Raw genomic sequence first — 20,493 nt, forward strand, 5'->3', positions numbered from 1 at the left:
TTAAATCCTGCTAAATACTATTTTCTTAAGACTTCTATAATCCTGTATCCCTTAGAGCTTGCGTATTTTTCAACGCTAAAATCTTCACCAAGATTTTTAGAAAGCCAAGGGATTAAGGAGTCGGAGCCAAGATTTTTTTGAACAACCAAATAAGCAGCTCCACCAACTTTTAAGCGAGGAAGCCACGTGAGCAAAATATTGTGTAAAACGTCTTTTCCAACGCGTATTGGAGGATTAGACCAAATAAGATCAATGTTTTTAGATGAATCTTCTTTTAGCGCATCTTCTACAAGATAAGTGTGAATGTTATTTAATCCAGCATTCTTGGCGTTAATATTAGTAAGCTCTAGAGCGCGCTCGTTAACGTCTACAGCGTAAATTTGCGCATTAGGGGATTCAAAACCTAAAGCCAAGCTAATAGCGCCCCAGCCGCAACCGATGTCGAAAAATCGCCCATTTTCTGGGGGTTGTGGAGCGTGTTTAAGAAGAACTGCAGTTCCTAAATCAAGTTTAGAAGAGCTAAAAACTCCGTTAGAAACTTGCACGCTAACTTCTTTGCCTCGCAAATCAACTTGCAAAGTTCGTCTTAAGTCTAAAGAATTTGGGTTAGTGGAAAAATACTGTTCGCCGCTAGTCTTAGATTCTTTAGCATTTTTGTTTGTTTTAGTAGCATTAATGCTGCTTGTCTTTTTAGTTTTATTAAAAGTGTTAATAGTCATTTTAGTGTTGGTTAAAAATTATGTCTTCTAGATTCACAATAATAAAACAAACGTTGTAAATCGCGTATTAATAAAGGATTTAACGTAAGTAGTTAAAGAAAAATAGCAAAGGGCATAGTTTTGGTAGATACTTTAGCAAATAGTGATTTGGCAAGTGGTGATAATAATATGCCCGAGCATAAAAATGAGCATAAAGACTTTCTTTCAGGCCATAGTGAAGTTCTGCTAGACGATGCAAACGCTGGATCAAGCATAGAAAGTAACGACGAAGCTTGGCAAGAGCGTGAATCAAGAAACGCGTTAAAACGAGTTGCTGGTCTTGGAGAATTACAAGACGTAACCGAAGTAGAGTACAGAAAACTAAGGCTGGAACGCGTTGTTTTAGTAGGTGTGTGGTCTAGCGCTCGCGGAACTTTAAGCCAAGCAGAAGAGTCTCTTAGAGAGTTGGCCGCTCTTGCTAAAACCGCTGGAGCAGTAGTGTGTGACGGCATGTTGCAGCAAAGATATAGGCCAGATGCAGCAACGTATGTTGGTTCTGGAAAAGCGCGTGAACTTGCGGCAGTTGTGGCACAAAATGATGCAGATACGATTGTTGTAGACGACGATCTTCCACCAAGCCAGAGAAGAGCTTTGGAAGATGCCACTAAAGTCAAGGTTGTAGACAGAACGGCTGTTATTCTAGACATTTTCGCTCAACATGCAACAAGTAGGGAAGGAAAGGCACAAGTCGAGCTTGCTCAGCTCCAATACATGCTTCCGCGACTTAGAGGTTGGGGTGCTGCTCTTTCTAGGCAGGCTGGCGGCCGCGCTGCTGGAGACGCTGGAATAGGCTCTAGAGGTCCTGGCGAAACAAAAATCGAGATGGATAGGCGCGCAATTAGGAATCGAATTTCAAAATTGCGTCACGACATTGCGCTAATGGCACCAACTCGCGAGACAAAGCGCGGATCTAGGCGTCGTCAAGATATTCCAACCGTTGCAGTAGTAGGGTATACAAATGCTGGAAAATCTTCGATTATAAATAGGCTTACTGGCTCTAAGGAGCTTGTAGAAAATGCGCTTTTTGCCACTTTGGATACTGCTGTTCGAAAGTCTTTAACTAAAGATGGTCGCGCTTATACGCTTGTAGACACGGTTGGTTTTGTGCGAAGGCTGCCAACTCAGCTAGTAGAAGCGTTTAAGTCCACTTTGGAAGAGGTTGGCCAAGCAGACGTTATTTTGCACGTTGTTGACGGATCTCACCCAGACCCTGTTTCTCAAATTGAAGCAGTTAACGAGGTTTTAGCTCAAATTGATGGAGTGGAAGACATTGCGCAAATTATTGCGTTTAACAAGTCGGATGTTATGCAAGAGCCAATGCGTTTGCGCTTGCAATCGTTGTACCCTGATTCTTTAATTGTGTCTGCTGCAAGTGGAACAAATATTGACCGTTTAAGAACGCGCATAGAAAATTTGTTACCTTCACCACACGTTCATGTTAAAGTTAGGCTTCCTTATAGTGATTATTCTGGATCTTTGCTATCTAAAGTTAGAGAAAATGGCATTGTAAAATCGGCGGAATATAAGGATTCTGGCATAGAATTAGATGCTTTTGTTGGAGATTCTTTGGCGGCAAAACTTATGCAAATTGCGTTTTAAGCAAAACTCCTTAGGTGTGATTAAAGTAAAAACTGTTCATGCATATATCTCTATTATTAGAGCAGCCCTTATATTTTGAGTTATTTATTAGCTAGAGGGCTGATTCGGTTTGTGGAAAAGGGGTTTTCTAATGGTGAATTCTCAGGTTAAGCCAACAAAGCTTGCGATTATTGGTGCTGGCGCAGTAGGTTCTACGCTTGCGTTTGCTGCTGCTCAGCGCGGTGTTGCTCGTGAAATTGTGCTTGAGGATATCGCTAAGGAACGTGTTGAAGCAGAAGTGCTCGATATGCAGCACGGTTCTAGCTTCTACCCAGCTGTTTCTATTGCTGGCTCCGACGATGTTGAAATTTGCCGCGATGCCGATATGGTTGTTATTACTGCTGGCGCTCGTCAAAAGCCTGGACAGACTCGCTTGGAGCTTGCAGGTGCAACCATAAATATTATGAAGTCGATTATTCCTAATGTTGTTAAGGTTGCTCCAAACGCAATTTACATGCTTATTACAAATCCTGTTGATGTTGTTACGCATGTTTCTATGAAGCTTTCTGGTCTTCCTGCTAATCAAATGTTCGGATCTGGTACAAACCTTGATTCTGCACGTTTGCGCTTCCTTATTGCTCAGCATACTGGTGTGAATGTTAAGAACGTTCACGCTTATATTGCTGGCGAACATGGCGATTCCGAAGTTCCTCTTTGGGCTTCTGCAACTATTGGTGGCGTTCCAATGTGCGAGTGGAATGCTCTTCCAGGACATGAGCCATTGGATGAAGCTAAGCGCGAAGAGATTCATCAGGAAGTTAAGAACGCAGCATACAAGATTATTAACGGTAAAGGCGCTACAAACTACGCTATTGCAATGTCTGGCGTAGATATTGTTGAGGCTGTTCTTCGAGACACCAACCGCATTTTGCCAGTTTCTTCTTTGCTTGAAGACTTCCATGGAATCTCAGACGTTTGCATGTCGGTTCCAACTTTGTTGAACCGCAACGGCGTAAATTCTCGCTTGAATACTCCAGTTTCGGATCGCGAGCTTGCTGCTTTGAAGCGTTCTGCAGAGACTCTTCGTCAAGCTGCGGCACAATTTGGATTCTAATTAGTTTTTGCTTTATGATTTAAGCGTTTATGCTTTTATGCTTTTAGGCTTAGCTGTTCGTAAAGCGCTAATTACTAAGATTTAAGTCTTGAAAGTCGCTCCTTCAATCATTGTTTTGGGGGAGCGGCTTTTAAGTTATAAATAAGATTTATAAAATTTGAGTTGCATAAATTGCTTAAAAGGGGATTTTGAATGTTTAATCATAAAAATCTTGATACAGATTTTGCGCTAATGCGTGATTTTGAAGATTTAAGGCTCCAATTTCCAATTTTAAGTCGCAAAGTGCATTCAAAACCCTTGATTTACTTGGATTCTGCAGCAACTTCTCAAAAGCCGCAAGTTGTAATTAATGCCGAAAGCGAGTTTTATAAAACGATTAATGCTGGCGTGCATAGAGGAGCGTACGAGTTGGCAGCGCTTAGCACAGTTGCGTTTGAAGAAGCGCGCGCAAAGGTTGCAAAACTCGTTGGTGCTTGTAGCAAAGAAGGTAGCGAAGAGATTGTTGTTACGCCTGGCGCTACAGGCGCGTTGAATCTTCTTGCAACTTCTATTGGAAACGCCACTATTAACGCTAAGCTAAATCGCTCTGGTTTTGCGGAAGATAACTTAACTTTGCGCAATCATTTTGTGATTAATGAGGGAGATAATATTGTTGTTTCTCGCGCAGAGCATCATTCCGTTTTATTGCCATTCCAAGAGCTTGCGATTCGATCGGGTGCGGAGCTTCGCTGGATTGATGTAACTGAAGATGGTCGCGTACGTGCAGACGCGGATTATTTGAGCACTGTTATTGATGAGCGCACGAAAATCGTTGCTGTTACGCATATTAGCAATGTTACGGGCGCAATCACGGATGTTTCGCCGATTTGCAAGCGCGCGCACCAGGTTGGGGCGATTTTTGTTCTTGACGCTTGTCAGTCCGTTCCGCATATTCCAGTTGATTTTCACGCGCTAGATGTTGATTTTGCAGCCTTTAGTGCTCATAAAATGTACGGACCGACGGGAGTTGGGTTCTTGTATGGTCGACGTGAGTTTCTTCAAGCTCTTCCGCCTGCTAATTTTGGGGGGTCCATGGTGGAGCTTGCGTGGCTTAATAAGCCAGCGCAATATATGGAAGCGCCTTACCGTTTTGAGGCAGGAACTCAGCCAGTTGCGCAAATGGTCGCTGCAGGAGTAGCTGCGGATTGGCTTCGAGAGTTGGGCATGAATCGAGTTGCACAGCATGAGCGTCAGATTGCTGCAGAATTGCTTAAATTGCAAGATGTTCCAGGAGTTCGCGTGCTTGGCCCACTTGATTTAAGCAAGCGCATTGCAACGGTTTCTTTTGAAGTTGAAGGCGTGCATCCGCATGACGTTGGCCAGTTTTTGGATGCGCAAGGGATTGCGATTCGCGTTGGGCATCATTGCGCTCAGCCGATTCATCGCCATTTTGGCGTGTACGCTTCGAATCGCGCGTCTGTTGGAGTTTATAACACAATCGAAGAAGTTCGCGAATTAATCGAAGCTGTTTCCCAAGTTCGCGCATATTTTGGCGCATAGTCGTAATATTTTAATGCAAGGAGAGCGTATGTTTGATGTGAGTTTTGATGACGCTAACGGTGCAAGTAACAGCTTAGAAAGCATGTATCAAGAAGTTATTCTAGATGCTGCTAGAAATCCGCACGGAAAAACACATTTTTTAAGCACAGAGAGTCTTTCTAAAGCAGAAGAGCGTGAAGAGAAAGTTGAGGAGGCTTCTGGTAAATCGCCAGCAACCGATGAGCTAAAAAACGATTCTAATATAACAATTACAAATCATCACGAAAATTGTGCTGTAGAAGCTAATAAAGATTATGCTTTTGGCGAATCTCATCAATTTAACCCAACTTGTGGAGATGAGGTTACAATGCATGTGGAACTCGCTAAAAACGTTGATAATTCAAGCAATGCGCTTATTAAAAGTATTAAGTGGGATGGACACGGTTGCTCAATCTCGCAAGCGAGTCTTTCGATTATGGTTGATTTGGTTGAGGGGAAAACCGTTGCGGATGCATTGCGATTGGCCGCTCTTTTCCACAAACTTATGGAATCTAGGGGAGTTGGATTAAAAAGCGAGCAAGACGAAGATGAGTTGGAAGATGCTATGGTTTTTCAAGGCGTTTCTAAATATCCAATGCGAATCAAGTGTGCGTTGCTTGCGTGGGAAGGCTTAAAAGACGGTATTGCAAAGGCTATTGAGGCTTTATAAAATCGTATGTAGCTTTATAAAATCGCGTTGTAACACTTAAAAAAATCGCGTTGTAACACTTAAAAATAAGGAACGAGATGGCAGAAAATCAAGCAGAATCAACTCTTAGCGCAAACAATATTGGGCGCGTAACTGAGGAAGATATTCAAGAGGCTTTGCACAATGTTGTGGACCCAGAGCTTGGTATTGATGTTGTTGACTTGGGATTAGTTTACGGGATTGAGATTGACGAGCTTGGTCGCGCGATTCTTACTATGACGCTTACAACACCTGCTTGCCCGCTTACGGATTTGATTGAAGACGAGTGCGCGAGTGCGCTGGTTGGACTTGTAGACGAATTTAGGATTGATTGGACTTGGAAGCCGCGTTGGAGCGTTGAAAATATTACGGAAGATGGGCGCGCGCAGCTTGAGGCGCTTGGCTATAATTTGAACAATTTGCCTGCTAGCTTTGGGGCTGGGCTTGGGGCTGGGGTTTCTGGCGTTGGTTCTTCTGTAGCTCCTGGCACTTCTGGAATGTCATCCTATGTTGGCGGAATTTCGCCAACCGAATAATTTAGGATTTTTAATGGTTTGTACAGAAGATTTTTTGCATGATCGCGATGATTTTAAGAATAGTGACGATTGCAGGAATAGCGATGATTATTGCGATTTGTGCGCGCAAAAAATTATTGAAAACGGCATAACAGATGTTGTTTTTGACTTGCATCTTCTTGTTGATTGGGATGCGCGCCGCACATTGGAGTCAGATTACCCAGATTATATTGGCGAAGTTCTGTTTAGTTACGAGCCAGAATGGGGTTTTGAGTTTCACGAAGCTTTGCGAGAGGCTGCATGGAGCAGCCAGCGCGCACTGGAATCGTTTAGTGAGCATCACGGTCCTGCTGTAACTTGGCTTTATCGCTTGTATTTTAAGAATTTTTCACGCGGATTTTTAGGGGAGCGAGCGAGTTTTGCGTCTCTTGCTCGCGATTTAATCTCAAAAGGTGTGCGCGTTTGGGCGTTGGGAAACGCTTCGCAAGAGTGGATTGATTGTGCGCGCGCAACTTGCCCAATACTTGGCGAGATAAATGGCGTTAGCGCATCTTGCGAATCTCATTTGCTAAAGCCGAATATTATGATTTATCGAGATTTTTTGAGCAAAAATGGTTTGAACGCATCTTCTACTGTTTTTGTTGAATCGGATTTGCGTAGCTTAAAAACTGCACAAAGAATCGACTGTGCGTTTGCAAAATTATTTACTCTGTAATAAAACTATTCACGCTATAGTTGCCTCAACATTTGTCGGCTGATTCAAGTGAATCGTAGCCATACATATGCACAGTATTTTCAATAATCATCTGAGTAAGATTTAGATTTTTTGCAAGCAAATCTTCTATAAAAGATTTATATTTAGCAAAAGTATCATCAGAATACGTGCTTAATTCTCCTCGCAAATACGTTTCAAAAGATGTATTTTCTTCTGTATCTTCGCTTGTTTTTAGAACGCGCATTGCAAGACCTAAATGAGGGTAGTGATTGCGAAAATCATCGGCCCATTTAACTTGCGTTAAAATAATCTTCTCTTGCTCGCTTTTTCTAGGCTCTAAAATCGGCTTAATATAAGGCTTAATTGTGCGCTCAAAAATTTCTGGAGCAGTAGACTCCATCATTCTTGCATATTTTTCTGTTATCAAATTTCTGCCATCACTATTTGCGCGCTCAAGATCTTTTTTATAAGATTCTTGCAAATCCAGAGGCCAAGTTAAAAATTGGCTCATTCGCATAATGTGGAATGTTGGCCAGTTTCCTTGACAATTCGCGCGTCCGCCTTCGTTTTGCGTAAGCTGGAATTGCTGCCATTCTAGTTTTGTAATTTCTTCTGCAATTGTGTGATTTTTGCTGTCTATTTGCGTTATTTGTGCGTTGTCTTCTTTGCTAATCATTTTTAATCCTACCGATTTTAGTTCTACCAATTTTTATACTATTTTCGATTAGCGTTGTTGTACGCTAATAGAGTTTCACGAGTTTTAATTTTCACGAGTTTTACAAGCTATGCAAGCATGAATCTTTTTGCTTAATATGTGCTTCAACATATGGGCGCTGCCATTCTAAAAACGTTTCGCCGCAATTGCTTAAGCCTTGATATTTAAGCTCTTCCACTACTTCGTTGCACACGTTTTGAATAATCTCGTTTATTTTAGACTCAGATTCGCTGCTTCCTTTTGTGCCTTCGCCAAATCCGATTCCGCCAAAGCACGCCGCACTACTTAGTCGCATAAGCGATTCAAGTTGATTGCACACGTTTGAAAGTCTAGACGCCATTCGCGCGCTGAGCTTGCGTAAAGCTGCAAATTGCCACTTATAATATGGCAAATATCCTGCACTTATTGGGTTATTTAGCAAAAATACGATTGAAGCGGCTGCGCGCACAAACTCGTTTATAGAAAGCCATGCTGCAGCTCCGTCTTTTCGCGCTAGCATTCGTGGAACATTGTATTGGCCTGCTTGAGCCATCATGCCAAGCCTTCTAGAGATTAGCGAGATTCTCACATCGTCTGGCATAAGCTTAAAACTTTGACGCGTTTTGCTAAATTCTCCAAGTGGGTCTGCAAAAATTTGGCCGTTCGTAGCTGCAGCAAGTGTTGGCTCGCTTAGCGAAATCCACAAATACGGCTCGTCTTGGCTTGGCGCGGCGGAAAATCCTGTTATGTTTTCAAAAAATTCGCTTATGCTAAATACTCCGACTCGCTTGCTGCTTTCGCATGATTTAGCGCGCGGCGTTTCTTTTCTAGAGTCAAATCCAGCGTATTCTTGCGGCAAATCGTTGTAAGCTGCTTGCAAATCCTCGCCAATTTTTGCATAGTCTTCATCTGTAAGCCATATGCAGAATCCTGGGCCAAAATCGTGGTCTCTAGAAATCTCGTCGTCAAATCCGTAGCATTCCGATCCGTGGCCAACTAATCCTGCAGCTATGCGGTTTTTATAGTCCCTAAATTTTGGTAATTCCAGTAGTTGCTTTCCGTAAGTTTGCCAATATTCTTTTGAAAGTTGCATGCCGTTTTTTATTTTTGGATTATCTTCTGCTTTTTTAGTTCTGCTTGATTTTATAGTGTTATTTGATTGTATAGTTTTATCTATTTTTATGGTTTTATTTGATTCTGGATGCGGCTCATCGGTTTCTGGCGATTTTTCCGCAGCGCACTGAATCGCATCCGCCACGCCAGTCTCCGTAAATTTTTCTGCTGCCTTCTGTGTTTGCTGTAGATTTTCCAACGTAATCGCATAGGACTCGCTATCTTTTCCGTAACATTGTGCTATTAAATCTAGAGCTTCGCTGTACGCTTTTACAGCGTCGGAATACTCTTTTCGTGCGTATTGAACTTGCGCATATCCTGCCAACGTAGAAGCGTAATGCGGTTGATTTTGGTTGTTTCCTGCAATGTACATGCGAATGCTGGTTGAAGCGTGTTCAAAAGCAGCGTTAAGACTATTAGATTTGCTATTCGTGCTTTCACTAGGCTGCGAGCATTCTTGCAAAATCGCAAGCGCAAGATTTGTGTGAGTTGCTGCTATATCTATGTCTGTTGAAGGATTGATACTCGATTTTTGCAATATGTCTAATGCTTTTTCAAGCTGATCTATTGCTTCTTTAATTTTGCCTGTTTCGCTATAAAGCATTGAAAGATTGTTGTGAAGGGCAGCGAGCTTTCTATCGTTTGGTTTTAGTGTTTTCGATGATTCTTTAAGAGCTTTAGAATATATTTCTGTTGCGCGCTCATAATCGCCAGCTGCGCGAAGGCTAGTAGCAGCGTTTATAAGTGTTGTTGTGCCAGCTTCACTGCCTGCTAGTTGCATTTTATCTGAAAGTTTTAGCGCACTATCAATGATTGGCTTGTTTTTTGCGTATTCTCCTCTAGACCTATAAAATCCCATCAACTCATTTAACACAGATAGTTGCAATGCTTGAGCGCTTGCTTTTTCTTGGTTTGATTCTTGGCTTGCATCTTGCGGTTCGTCTGGCTCGCAATTTGCTTCGTGCAGAGCATTTAGCAAGTATTTTTCGATTTCTTGTGCGTTTGCGTGATTAGCAAACATATTGTCTAGTTCTTTATACAATTGCGAAACGCTTAACATTTAAGCCACCTTGCTTCTTGCGATTTAATTCCGTTTTGCTCACTACTCAATCATACAAAATTATGCGTTTATACAGAATTATAAGTTTATAAGAGTGTTGCAATACGCGCGATTGTGCAAAAATCAAAAGTCGGGCTGGTGGGATTTGAACCCGCGGCCTCTTCGTCCCGAACGAAGCGCGCTACCAAACTGCGCTACAGCCCGATGTTATTGTGTGAATTCATCTTACAAATACATGATGCAACTACATATTGAATTGTGCAAGCAGCACTACAATAACTTGGTTATAATAGCGTGAACTTGCTACAAAATATAATTGTGTGTCGTTAGTGTGTGTCGCTAGTAAATAAATTTTTTGAGATTTTATTAAAAATTTACTTTCACTTTTTATGGCTTACATGCAATCTGCAATATTTGCAAAATCATGTCTCTTTTCGTAAATAATTTTGTATATCTTAATAAAATAATAAAAATTTTTACTGTAAATCTATTTTTCTTCCGAAAACAGAAAAATATAAATATTTCTATAAAAATGTGTATTTGATGTAAAAATGATTCGCACAATCAACTAAATAACGCAATAAAACGTATTTGTTGCGCACTTATCTGTATTACCTAGTAGCTACAATTAGCGACTATGAGTGACACGAATACTACAATGCTCGCTGCGCAAAACGATGCAGCAGAAAATGAATCAACAGACAACGTCAACAAAATTGACACCGTTGAGCATGCCGAAATGCTGCTCGCGCAGGATGAGGCTATTGCTAAGCGTGTAAACGAGGGCGCAAGCCTGGATGAAGCAATCGACCCAAGCAATAAAGAGTTTGGCCCTCTTGCGCACCCGGAGCAGGTACAGATGCGCGTTGCTAAGCGCGCGATGCTTCTTAAGGAAGGCGTGCAGCCTTACCCGGTGCATCTTAACGTTACTGACACAATTGAAAAAGTTCGTGCTGATTTTGACGGTAAGCTTGAAGCCGGCGAAGAAACCGATACCGAGGTTGGTATTGCAGGACGCGTGCTTTTCTTGCGTAATGCTGGCGGCTTGTGCTTCGTTAAGCTTTCGGCTGGCGACGGCACTACGATTCAGGCCATGGTTTCCAAGAAGGAAATCGGCGAAGAATCCATTAAAAGCTTCAAGCAGATGGTTGATTTGGGAGACCATTTGTACGTGCGCGGTCGCGTGATTTCTTCTAAGACCGGCGAGCTTTCTGTTTTTGCAACCGAGTGGGCGATTGCAGCTAAGGCTTTGCAGCCGCTTCCAGCTTTGCACAAGGAATTAAGCGACGATACCCGTACGCGCAAGCCTTATATTGGCATGATTGCGGACGAGAAGATTCGAGATATGGTTCGCAGGCGTTCGCATGCTGTTGCTTCTCTTCGTCGCACTTTCGACAGTCACGACTTCTTGGAAGTTGAAACCCCAATGTTGCAAACGGTTCACGGCGGTGCTGCTGCTCGTCCGTTCACAACTCACATGAACGCTTTTGACATTGATCTTTATTTGCGCATCGCTCCGGAGCTTTTCTTGAAGCGCTGCTTGGTTGGTGGCATTGACCGCGTGTTTGAAATCAACCGCGATTTTAGAAACGAAGGCGTGGACGCAACTCATGCTCCAGAGTTTACAATGCTCGAAGCTTACCAAGCTTACGGCACTTACGATACGATTGGCGCTCTTACTAAGGAGCTGATTCAGAAGGCTTCTATCGATGCTTTCGGCTCTACCAAGGTGACTTTGCTTAATGGCGAAGAGTACGATTTTGGCGGCGAGTGGAAGCAGATTACAATGTATGGCTCGCTTAGCGAGGCTTTGGGTGAGGAGATTACGCCGGAAACTTCCGTTGAGCATTTGGGTGCGATTGCAGACAAGCTTGGCGTTGAGCGCGACGAAGTGGAGAATCACGGCAAATTGGTTGAGCACTTGTGGGAGCACTTCTACGAGGATAAGCTTTACGAGCCAACGTTTGTGCGCGACTTCCCAGTGGAGACCAGCCCGCTTGTTAAGGGTCACCGCACGAAGCCTGGAATGGTTGAGAAGTGGGATTTGTACGTGCGCGGCTTTGAGCTTGCAACCGGCTACTCCGAGCTTAACGATCCTGTTGTGCAGCGCGAGCGTTTTGTGGCTCAGGCTAAGGATGCTTTGGCTGGCGATGTTGAGGCAATGGATATTGACGAGGACTTCATTGAGGCTCTCGGCGTTGGTATGCCTCCTGCCGGCGGTATGGGCATGGGTATTGATCGCTTGCTGATTGCTCTTACGGGCGCAACTATTCGCGAGACGATTACGTTCCCACTCATAAAGCCTCTTCGCTAGTTGTGATTATCGCTAGTTGTGATTATCGCTAGTTGTATCAGTTATAATCAGCTGAATTAATCTTAAAAGTCGTTGAATGCTGTTTTTAGTGTTCGGCGACTTTTTTGATTAAATTTTTCGTGTTTGTTTACTTTTTGTAAGTAGTCGCACGAAACGAATAGACTAGGTAACTATGACATATAAATTAGTATTGCTCCGACATGGTCAGAGCGCATGGAATAAGACCAATCAGTTCACTGGTTGGGTTGATGTACCGCTCACTGAGCAGGGTGTTGAGGAAGCTAAGCATGGTGGCGAGCTTCTTAAAGAGAAGAACGTTCTTCCAGACATCGTGTTCACTTCTTTGCTTCGTCGTGCTATCAACACCGCGAATTACGCGCTTGATGCAGCAGACCGCTTGTGGATTCCAGTTCGTCGTAGCTGGCGTTTGAACGAGCGTCATTACGGTGCTTTGCAAGGCAAGAACAAGTCTGAGATTCGTCAGGAATATGGCGATGAGAAGTTTATGATTTGGCGTCGTTCTTACGCAACTCCACCTCCACAGATTGATCCAAACGATGAGTATTCTCAGGCGAATGATCCTCGTTATGCAGGCGACCCAGTTCCAGAAACTGAAGCTTTGGCAAACGTTGTGACTCGCGTAACTCCTTATTGGGAGTCGGATATTATTCCAGAGCTTAAGTCTGGTAAGACTGTAATGATTGCAGCTCACGGCAACAGCTTGCGAGCAATCGTTAAGATGCTCGACAACTTGAGCGAAGAAGAGATTTCCAAGGTGAATATTCCAACAGCTATTCCTCTTCTTTACGAGTTGGATGAGAACTTTAAGCCAATCAAGCCTCGTGGTGAGTATTTGGATCCAGAAGCTGCTGCTGCTGGCGCTGCTGCCGTGGCTGCTCAGGGTCAAAAGTGAGTTTGATTAGCTTAAGTTAGCTTAATTATCTTAAATTAACTTAAATAAAAAGTAGGTTTGCAAAATTAATTGCAAGCCTACTTTTGTTTTACAAGCTACTTTTTAGGTTTCTATTTAAAAATCGTGTTCTACGCCACTTGTGTTTTATGCTACAACTGTGTCCTTGTCTGGTTCTGGTTTCTTAGTTGGGTCAAATCCCGAAACAATAAATACAACTTGCCTTGCTGCAGCAACTGAATGATCGCCTATGCGTTCCATGAATCTGCTTAGAAGCACCAAGTCAATCAACTGTTTTCTAGTGCCGTTCCAATCTTCGCTTTCTACAAGCGCAAAAATGTGTTCGTGCAACTTATCCATTACATCGTCGCCGTGAATAATTGCATCTGCTACATTAACGTCTCTATTTGAGAGCATGTCTGTTAGTTGCGTAGAAAGAGCGCGCAAAAAGTCAACCATTTTTTCAACAGTTTCTTTTGCTTGACTTGGTATTGCGCAATCAGGCCATGTGCGTCTTGCGATTTGCGCAACGTGACTTGTTAAATCTCCCATGCGCTCAAAAGTCGCAGCAAGCCTCATAGTTGCAACCACTTCTCGCAAATCCGTTGCAACTGGATTTTGACGTGCAAGTAATATTAAGCACTGATCTATAACGTTTGCTTCTAGTGCGTCTAGCTTTGCGTCGTTATCTATAACTGTTTGCGCAGCTTCTAAGTCTGCGTTTACTAGAGCGCTTCCAGCATCGTTCATGGCTTTTGCAACAAGCTCTGCCATGCGTTCAATGTTTAATGCAACTGCCTTCATCTCTTCGTTGAAAATCACTCGCATGGTGTGTCCTTTCTTGCGTTCAATCGCGCTAAATTGCATTGGAGCATATTCGCGTTTGTTTAGATTGCCCTAATCAAGTATAGACTACTGTGCGCACGTGCGTTAAACGTATTAGTCACTGTATTAGTCGCTTAAATGTGAGCGCGTTAGAGTATTCTTTAAGAGTATGCTTCAAGATTCGCCATATTCGCCTTTAATGGTGTTTGTTGTTTTTGCTTTGATTGCACTTTGCGTTGCAATTGTTGTGGTTATGTTTGCTTTTGACTTTGTTCTATCGGCATTTCGTAATGTTTTTGTTCCGTTTTTTGATTCTACTTTTAGTCGTATTTTTATGACTTTTAGACGTGGTTCTAAGCGCATTTTTCTCATCATTTTTCATAAGAAAATGCAAAAAGTTTTGGGCGACTCCGATTCCGATTCCGACTTTGATATAGACGATAGTTCCGAAGACATTAGCTCCGACGCTTGCGCTGTTTTAGCTATGCTTCCAGGAGCTACGATTGTTGTTGATAAAAATAACGACGTTTTGCGCGCAAGTTCACAAAGTTACACTCTTGGAGTTGTTTTAGACGATTCGATTGTTCAGCCGCGCGTTTTGCAAGCTGTAAATAACGTGCGTTTCTCTGGAGGCTATGAAAGCTTTGATTTAGTGACATTTACCCCCAAACAGTATGTAACAATTAGTGAAGATAATGATTTTTATGTAGATAATGTAGATAAAACTTCGTATTTGCAATCTTCGGCTGCTTTCGATTCTTCATCAACACAATCTAGCGATTCAGCGCCTAATCCTTCTACAATTTCTAGACCTAATTGGCTTAATATTACAGTTGGAAGTGTTGGAGAAGGCAAAGTTGTTGTTATTATAAATGATTCCAGTGCGGAGCATCTTTTTGAGCAAACGCGTAACGATTTTATAAGCAATGTCTCCAATCAACTTATTAGCTCAACACGCATGATTTCCAGCCTTACTAATGTTTTGCAATGCAAAGATGTTAATGCAAGTCGCATTAAAGATATTGCTGCGTCTGCTCAAAAATCGTCTAAACACTTGGAACATATGTTAGAAGATTTGCTTCTTCTTATGCGAGCGCAAAGTCCTATTGATGCTTCAAAAGCTAGTGTTGTAAACGTTTTGAAAGTGTTGGAAGATGTTAAAAATCTTGTTTCTGCTCTTTCGTCTAGTCAAAATGTTCGCGTAATTATTAAAGCAGATTCTTCACTTAACATTTTAGCGGATTCTAATCAAATAAGCAGTGCGATTAGAAAACTTGTTGAAAACGCTATTATCTATTCTCATAAAAATAGTGTTGTTGCGCTTTGCGCTTTAAAGTCAGAAGATAATAGATTTGCTGTTATTCGCGTTGTTGATTCTGGAATTGGAATCCCGCTAAAAGATCAGCCGCGTATTTTTGAACGTTTTTATAGATCGAGTAATCAAAATGACTTTAGTAAAGACGGTGTTGGATTAGGTCTTGCTATTGCTAAGCACGTGGCTCTTACGCATCACGGCAGCATAACATTGTGGAGTAGGCCTGGGCAGGGAACTACTGTTAATTTTGCTATTCCGCTTGCAAAGTAGTGAGCAAAGTAAGCCGCAAAGTAGGGCGCAAAGTCTTATGCAAAGTCTTGTTGCAAAGCTTGATTAGTAACTTATTTTCCTAATCTTCTATAATCCCAGCGATCAAAGTGTTCCCAGATTAAAAGCAAAATTCCAATTGCAAATCCGCTAAGGCAAATTACAGCAAAGAACCACAATAAAAAGTGTAAAATAGCAAGAACAACTGTGATTAATGATGCTATGAGCCAAATAATCGTTCCAGCCATAAATGCTTTGCACAAGTCTACTCGCAATGGCTTAGGCGCTTCTTTGCGCGCATCTGGATTAATAATCGGTGCTAGCTTCATATGATTAACCATACATCTTTGCGTGTTCAATATCAATTTTAAGAATTACATTGCGTATTGTGTTGCGTATTGTGTTGCGTATCCGTACCACATTGTATCCTTTAGATTTGTAAGTGTGAATTTGTGAATACATTTAGAAGATTTTAGGAGCGATTTTATGAAGCATGCTGAGCATGGTGCTAAAGCAAAGGGGCGGTTTAATTCGCCTTTTATGCTTTTTACCTCTGTGCGCGGTTCGCATGCATCTTCTAACAATCATCATGCATTTTCTAGCAATAATAGTGCAGCCGTTTTAGCAAATAATGGTGCTGTTGTAAGTCTAGAAAACGTAGATTTAGAGAACGTAAATCAAGAATTTGCTGTTTCGTTATCTCGTCGCCAGCTTCGTTTAGCACGTGTTGCTAAAGAACGTAAGAATCGCATGATTGTTTCTGCTTCTTTGTTTGCGTTAGTCGGAGCTGCTTTAACTTCTATGGCGTTGAACAAGCCTAATAGCATTGATTCTTTGGCTTCTAAATCTTATTCTTCTAAGTTGAGTTTTGTAGACGATTCTTCTGCTCAAGCAGCATCTCGTTCTAGTATGCGAGAAAGCATTAATCGCGCTAATAAATATTTGAACTTTAGCAGCGCAGTTGCTGGACTTGAATCCGATTTAAGCGCATTTTCTACTAAGTCTTCTCATAAGTCTAAGTGGGATTTGGGTTCTAATTCCGATTTTAAGGTGTCGGAAATGTCTAAGTCTGCAGCAAATAATCCGAATGTTGCTGTTTTCTTGGATTCAGACGCAAAGATTGTTCCATCTGGTTTTAATCCAAATCACGATTCTGGCGATTCGGGAAATGCTTACGAATTTAGCCAATGCACTTGGTGGGTTTATGTTCGCAGGCATCAGCTTGGACTTCCTGTTGGATCCAATATGGGAGACGGATGGATGTGGGGCTGGACTGCTCGCAAGCTTGGCTACTGGGTAGATAACACACCTCGTCATGTTGGAGACATAATGGTGTTTGGCCGCGGTCAGGCTGGAGTTAACCGCGCTTATGGCCACGTTGCTATTGTTGAAAAGATTAATCAAGATGGTTCTATAGAAACATCTGAATCTAGTGCCGAATATCATGGTAGAACCTATTCAAGAGTCGTTAGCGCTAAAGATGCTTCCGCTTTTGAGTTTATTCACTACTAAATCTTTTAAGCATTACTCGCATAATATTAGATTTATCAACTTTTGTTGGTTTGCTACGCGTTTTTAGGTGCTTTGTATTGTTAATGTGTTAACATCGCTAATGATGGTTGAGCAAAAGATTAATCAAAATATTAAACAAAATAAGATTTTTTCTTCTATAGTTGCGGGAGCTGTATGCACAACTCTTCTTGCTACTATGGTTCCTTTTGCTTGTGCTTATGCAGAAGAGTCTGCAGTTACTTCTACGCGTTCCTTCCCTAAAGTAACATCTGTTAAGCGCGATTTATTAACAGAATCTACTTCTACAAGCGTTGACTCTAATTCGCATTGGGGCGGTATTGAGTCTTTGAATGTTCCGCAAACTAAAAGTGCTGCAGAATTGGCGGCTCAGGCTGCTGCTCAAGCGGCTGCAGAAAATGCGCGTAATGCTGCTCGCAATAATGATGGCGATTACGATTCCGCTGCAAGCCGTTCTGGTGCTAGAGGAACATCGCAAAGCTATTTTGTTGCTCCTCCAGATGGTTCTTCTACGTCGGCAATGCTTAATTTTGCTGCTCAATTCTTAAACAAAGTGCCGTATCGTTCTGGTGGAACAACTCCTGCTGGTTGGGATTGCTCTGGCTTTGTGCAATACGTTTTTGCAAATATGGGTGTTTCTTTGCCTAGAACTTCTGGCGCGCAAGCAACAGTTGGCACAGCTGTTCCAAGTCTTGCTCAAGCAGCTCCAGGAGATATTATTGCAAATGGTACTCACGCTGCGATTTACGTAGGCAATGGAATGGTTATTAATTCGCAATACGGCGGAACAAAATATAGCCCTATTCCTTACGTTTTTACATCTGCTTATTCCATTCGCCGAGTTTTCTAGCATAAGTTTTTGGCGTAAGTCGCAAGTTTTCTAGCGTTAGTTTTCTAGCGTTAGTCGCAAGTTGTTTTAGCAGAAATCGGCAATTGGCAAGTCATAAATAGCAAATCTTCTGTGTCGCGATAGACTCAAAACAATTAAACGGCTATTGTAGTACTTAAGTAAAGATTGCAAAATTCGCGCAATGCTAGGAGGATCTAGATGACACAGAATGTTATTACACAAGAAAAAGCTGTTCTTGTAGGCGTTGATGGTTCTCATGCAAGCTATAAGGCTGTTTGGTGGGCGTCAAACTACGCTAAGCATGCTGGATTGCAACTTCAAATTGTTTGTGCATACTCTTTGCCAAGTTATGCTGCTGTGTCTTTTGACGCAACTTATACTGCCATCGGAGACGATAATGTTGCTCATCAAGACGCTCAAGAGATTCTTTCTAAAGCTAAAGCTGTAGCTTTAGAGCAGGGTGTGGATGCAACAACTTTGATTGTTACTGGCGACCCATCTTCTGTGTTTGTGGAGCTTTCTAGAAACTATCAACTTATTGTTATTGGAAACCGTGGCAAAGGCGGATTAGCAGAGCGTTTACTTGGCACAACAAGTTCTTCGCTTCCTGCATACGCTTATTGCCCAATTGTTGTTGTTCCATATACGGATGATGATGGTCAACGAATCCACTTGAACAATAAGATTTCTAAGATTGCTGTTGGCTCCGACGAGTCTAAGTGGGGATTAAAGGCACTTGAGATTGCTGCAGATTTGGCAGATAGTTGGAATGCTCAATTAGATGTGATTTCTGCTGTTCCTAGCGTTCAAGGAGCCGAGGGAGATACTGCAGTTATGGGATCTTATATGGAAGATCTTGACGAGCGTGTAAAGCCAATTTTGCAACGCTTGCCAAACTTAAAGATTCATCGTTCTGTAGTTCCTGGCTCTGCTGTAAACGCTTTGACTCAAGCTAGCTTAAACAACGATTTGGTTGTTGTTGGATCTAGGGGCAGGGGTGGATTTACTGGTTTGCTTCTTGGCTCGATTAGTCAAGGTTTGCTTCAGCATTCGTCTAGACCAGTGTATGTTGTTCCTCGCAAGTATGTGGAGCTGAGCGCTGCACAAGTGGCTCAGCAGGCTAAGGTAAGTAACGATACTAGTGCTATTGATTCTATAAGTGGTGTTCATAAAGTTGATGTTCCAAAGGCTGGTGTTGAAGAAGCTAAGCAAATTGAGCAAACAATCGATCCGCTTCACTAAAGTAGTAACGCTAAGTAGTAACACTAAGCGTTAAAACGTAAATCGCGTATAAGGCACTAATTGTGTTTTATACGCGATTTTTCAAACATACATATGCTAATATGCTTTTAGTTTTTCTTAAGCAAGAAACGCGCTCGTCTTGCCTCTCGAGCAGCGCGCTTTTTAGCAAGTTCTTGATTGTTAATGCTGATTGCGCGCTCATAAATCTTAATTAACTCTTGAGCTTGCTTTTTAAAGTCATTGTTTTTTGAATATTCAAGAACATTTGCTTTTAGCTGCTCTTGCTCTTCTTTGCTCATATTAAGAACGCGGCTAAACACTTGCTTAAAGTCTTCTTTAGAATCCCATTGGTATCCATTTTTGCCACTAATAATTTGATTTTCATTAGGAGCGTCGTGCTTAACAAGCGCAAATAAGCCAGAGGCCATTGCTTCCAGCATAGAAAGCGAGTGCATCTCTGATAGTGAAGCGGTAGTGTAGTAGTCCATTGCGTGCAAATATTTAGGAATTTGCGTGTGTTCAATAGGTCCTAGAAGGTAGATTCTATCTTCAAATCCTTTGCTTGCTACCTTATTGCGCAAGTCTTCTAGATCAGGGCCTCCGCCAATAACAACAAGTCGAGCTAAATCGCGAGGAAAATCACAATACATAAAGTTGTCAATCAACTCGCTAATGTTCTTTTCGGCTCCGATTCTTCCAACAAAAACAAACAGCTTTGTAGAATCTGCAATGCCGTATTTTTTACGGAATTCTTCTCTAAAAGCAATTCGTTCTGGTGTTGGCAAGAACTTTTTGTATTCAACAGCATTGCTAAGAACAACAACCTTTTTATCAACTTTTTGTCGGTCAATATAAGCTTGAGCCTTAGCAGACATGCTGGTAATAATTGTTGCGTTTTTAGAAAATCGCGTAAAATATTTTGCCGATATATTCCTAGAAAACTCAGTAAAATGCTTTAGACCAATGTAAAACAGGAATTTATCGTATTCGGTGTGTAGCGTGTAAACAACAGGAACATGCTCTTTTTTGGCCACTTCTAGGCCTATTTCTCCAATGCCAAATTCGTTTTGAATATGAATAACATCTGGTTTAAAGTTAATCGGGAACTTTTTGCGCATGTTTCCAATTGGAATTGCAACCCTATACTTGTAAAGCTTTTTCAAAAGAATGCCTGGAACGTACACAACGCCGTCTACAAGCTTGGTTTTACGCTGTTTTTCGGAGCCAACTGTAACAACAAGAACTTCGTGACCAAGTTCCTCGTACATTTTTTTAAGCATGTAGGATTGTGTTGCTACGCCGTTTATGTATGGTGGATACGTTTCTGTAAAAATCGCGATTTTCAAAGTTTCCTCCGATTACATAAATAGCTTACATAAATAGCTCTAACAACGTTAAAAGTTTAGCATTGTGTTTAGCATTGCGCCACAAATTGTGATTTTTTGCGT

General features: G+C 41.9%; 18 protein-coding genes and 1 tRNA gene. 12 read left to right on the plus strand and 7 right to left on the minus strand.

The features are described 5' to 3' along the window. Nucleotides 1-17: 17 nt before the first annotated feature. Nucleotides 18-719 carry a class I SAM-dependent methyltransferase gene (locus NYP67_RS02995; protein WP_016787395.1) on the minus strand — a complete coding sequence of 234 codons (702 nt, stop codon included), beginning with the start codon at nt 717-719 and terminating at the stop codon, nt 18-20. A gap of 168 nt (nt 720-887) precedes the next feature. Here NYP67_RS02995 and hflX point away from each other — a divergent pair, with 168 nt between their 5' ends. From hflX to NYP67_RS03025, 6 genes are all read left to right on the plus strand, one after another. Beyond that, complete coding sequence (gene hflX / locus NYP67_RS03000; protein ID WP_020758225.1) at nt 888-2,357, plus strand: GTPase HflX; 1,470 nt, start codon at nt 888-890, stop codon at nt 2,355-2,357. A gap of 130 nt (nt 2,358-2,487) precedes the next feature. Beyond that, complete coding sequence (locus tag NYP67_RS03005; protein ID WP_004130300.1) at nt 2,488-3,450, plus strand: L-lactate dehydrogenase; 963 nt, start codon at nt 2,488-2,490, stop codon at nt 3,448-3,450. A 192-nt stretch (nt 3,451-3,642) separates the two neighbouring features. Next, the gene (locus NYP67_RS03010; RefSeq protein WP_473411158.1) at nt 3,643-4,989 is read left to right on the plus strand and encodes a SufS family cysteine desulfurase; all 1,347 of its coding nucleotides are present in this window, start codon (nt 3,643-3,645) and stop codon (nt 4,987-4,989) included. Nucleotides 4,990-5,017: 28 nt separating this feature from the next. Beyond that, nucleotides 5,018-5,677 (plus strand): Fe-S cluster assembly sulfur transfer protein SufU, encoded by a 660-nt coding sequence (gene sufU / locus NYP67_RS03015; RefSeq protein WP_427898332.1) that lies wholly within the window; start codon nt 5,018-5,020, stop codon nt 5,675-5,677. A 77-nt stretch (nt 5,678-5,754) separates the two neighbouring features. Beyond that, on the plus strand, nt 5,755-6,231 hold the full coding sequence (locus NYP67_RS03020) for a metal-sulfur cluster assembly factor (protein WP_004130295.1): 477 nt from the start codon (nt 5,755-5,757) through the stop codon (nt 6,229-6,231). A 13-nt stretch (nt 6,232-6,244) separates the two neighbouring features. Further along, on the plus strand, nt 6,245-6,925 hold the full coding sequence (locus NYP67_RS03025) for an HAD family hydrolase (RefSeq protein ID WP_473411159.1): 681 nt from the start codon (nt 6,245-6,247) through the stop codon (nt 6,923-6,925). 25 nt (nt 6,926-6,950) lie between these two features. Here the strand turns inward: NYP67_RS03025 and NYP67_RS03030 are convergent, their stop codons facing one another. From NYP67_RS03030 to NYP67_RS03040, 3 genes are all read right to left on the minus strand, one after another. Continuing rightward, the gene (locus tag NYP67_RS03030) at nt 6,951-7,601 is read right to left on the minus strand and encodes a DUF4125 family protein (RefSeq protein WP_115761792.1); all 651 of its coding nucleotides are present in this window, start codon (nt 7,599-7,601) and stop codon (nt 6,951-6,953) included. Between the two features lie 100 nt (nt 7,602-7,701). After that, the gene (locus NYP67_RS03035; protein WP_473411160.1) at nt 7,702-9,792 is read right to left on the minus strand and encodes a DUF4037 domain-containing protein; all 2,091 of its coding nucleotides are present in this window, start codon (nt 9,790-9,792) and stop codon (nt 7,702-7,704) included. 130 nt (nt 9,793-9,922) lie between these two features. Further along, nucleotides 9,923-9,996: transfer RNA gene (locus NYP67_RS03040), tRNA-Pro, on the minus strand. 433 nt (nt 9,997-10,429) lie between these two features. Between NYP67_RS03040 and lysS the strand changes: the two genes are divergently transcribed. Beyond that, entirely contained in the window at nt 10,430-12,106 is a 1,677-nt protein-coding gene (gene lysS / locus NYP67_RS03045) for a lysine--tRNA ligase (protein WP_473411161.1), read from the plus strand. Between the two features lie 172 nt (nt 12,107-12,278). Continuing rightward, nucleotides 12,279-13,019: a phosphoglyceromutase gene (locus NYP67_RS03050; protein WP_004132563.1), complete on the plus strand. Its 741-nt coding sequence runs from the start codon at nt 12,279-12,281 to the stop codon at nt 13,017-13,019. Nucleotides 13,020-13,163: 144 nt separating this feature from the next. Here NYP67_RS03050 and phoU read toward each other — a convergent pair whose 3' ends face one another. Continuing rightward, nucleotides 13,164-13,844, minus strand: coding sequence for a phosphate signaling complex protein PhoU (phoU, locus tag NYP67_RS03055; RefSeq protein WP_032843002.1), 681 nt, complete (start codon nt 13,842-13,844; stop codon nt 13,164-13,166). Nucleotides 13,845-14,010: 166 nt separating this feature from the next. Here phoU and NYP67_RS03060 point away from each other — a divergent pair, with 166 nt between their 5' ends. Continuing rightward, nucleotides 14,011-15,426 carry a sensor histidine kinase gene (locus tag NYP67_RS03060; RefSeq protein WP_473411162.1) on the plus strand — a complete coding sequence of 472 codons (1,416 nt, stop codon included), beginning with the start codon at nt 14,011-14,013 and terminating at the stop codon, nt 15,424-15,426. Nucleotides 15,427-15,497: 71 nt separating this feature from the next. Here the strand turns inward: NYP67_RS03060 and NYP67_RS03065 are convergent, their stop codons facing one another. Beyond that, entirely contained in the window at nt 15,498-15,764 is a 267-nt protein-coding gene (locus NYP67_RS03065; RefSeq protein WP_004130283.1) for a hypothetical protein, read from the minus strand. A 145-nt stretch (nt 15,765-15,909) separates the two neighbouring features. Here NYP67_RS03065 and NYP67_RS03070 point away from each other — a divergent pair, with 145 nt between their 5' ends. The 3 genes from NYP67_RS03070 to NYP67_RS03080 all read left to right on the plus strand — a co-directional run bounded on the left by NYP67_RS03070 (nt 15,910) and on the right by NYP67_RS03080 (nt 19,045). Next, nucleotides 15,910-16,935: a CHAP domain-containing protein gene (locus NYP67_RS03070; protein ID WP_004130282.1), complete on the plus strand. Its 1,026-nt coding sequence runs from the start codon at nt 15,910-15,912 to the stop codon at nt 16,933-16,935. 100 nt (nt 16,936-17,035) lie between these two features. Further along, on the plus strand, nt 17,036-17,803 hold the full coding sequence (locus tag NYP67_RS03075; protein WP_128831910.1) for a C40 family peptidase: 768 nt from the start codon (nt 17,036-17,038) through the stop codon (nt 17,801-17,803). A gap of 198 nt (nt 17,804-18,001) precedes the next feature. Beyond that, nucleotides 18,002-19,045 carry a universal stress protein gene (locus NYP67_RS03080; protein ID WP_004132552.1) on the plus strand — a complete coding sequence of 348 codons (1,044 nt, stop codon included), beginning with the start codon at nt 18,002-18,004 and terminating at the stop codon, nt 19,043-19,045. 107 nt (nt 19,046-19,152) lie between these two features. Here NYP67_RS03080 and NYP67_RS03085 read toward each other — a convergent pair whose 3' ends face one another. Beyond that, nucleotides 19,153-20,391: a glycosyltransferase gene (locus tag NYP67_RS03085; protein ID WP_004130279.1), complete on the minus strand. Its 1,239-nt coding sequence runs from the start codon at nt 20,389-20,391 to the stop codon at nt 19,153-19,155. Nucleotides 20,392-20,493 lie beyond the last annotated feature (102 nt).

It is taken from the genome of Gardnerella sp. c23Ub_4 (assembly GCF_055804115.1).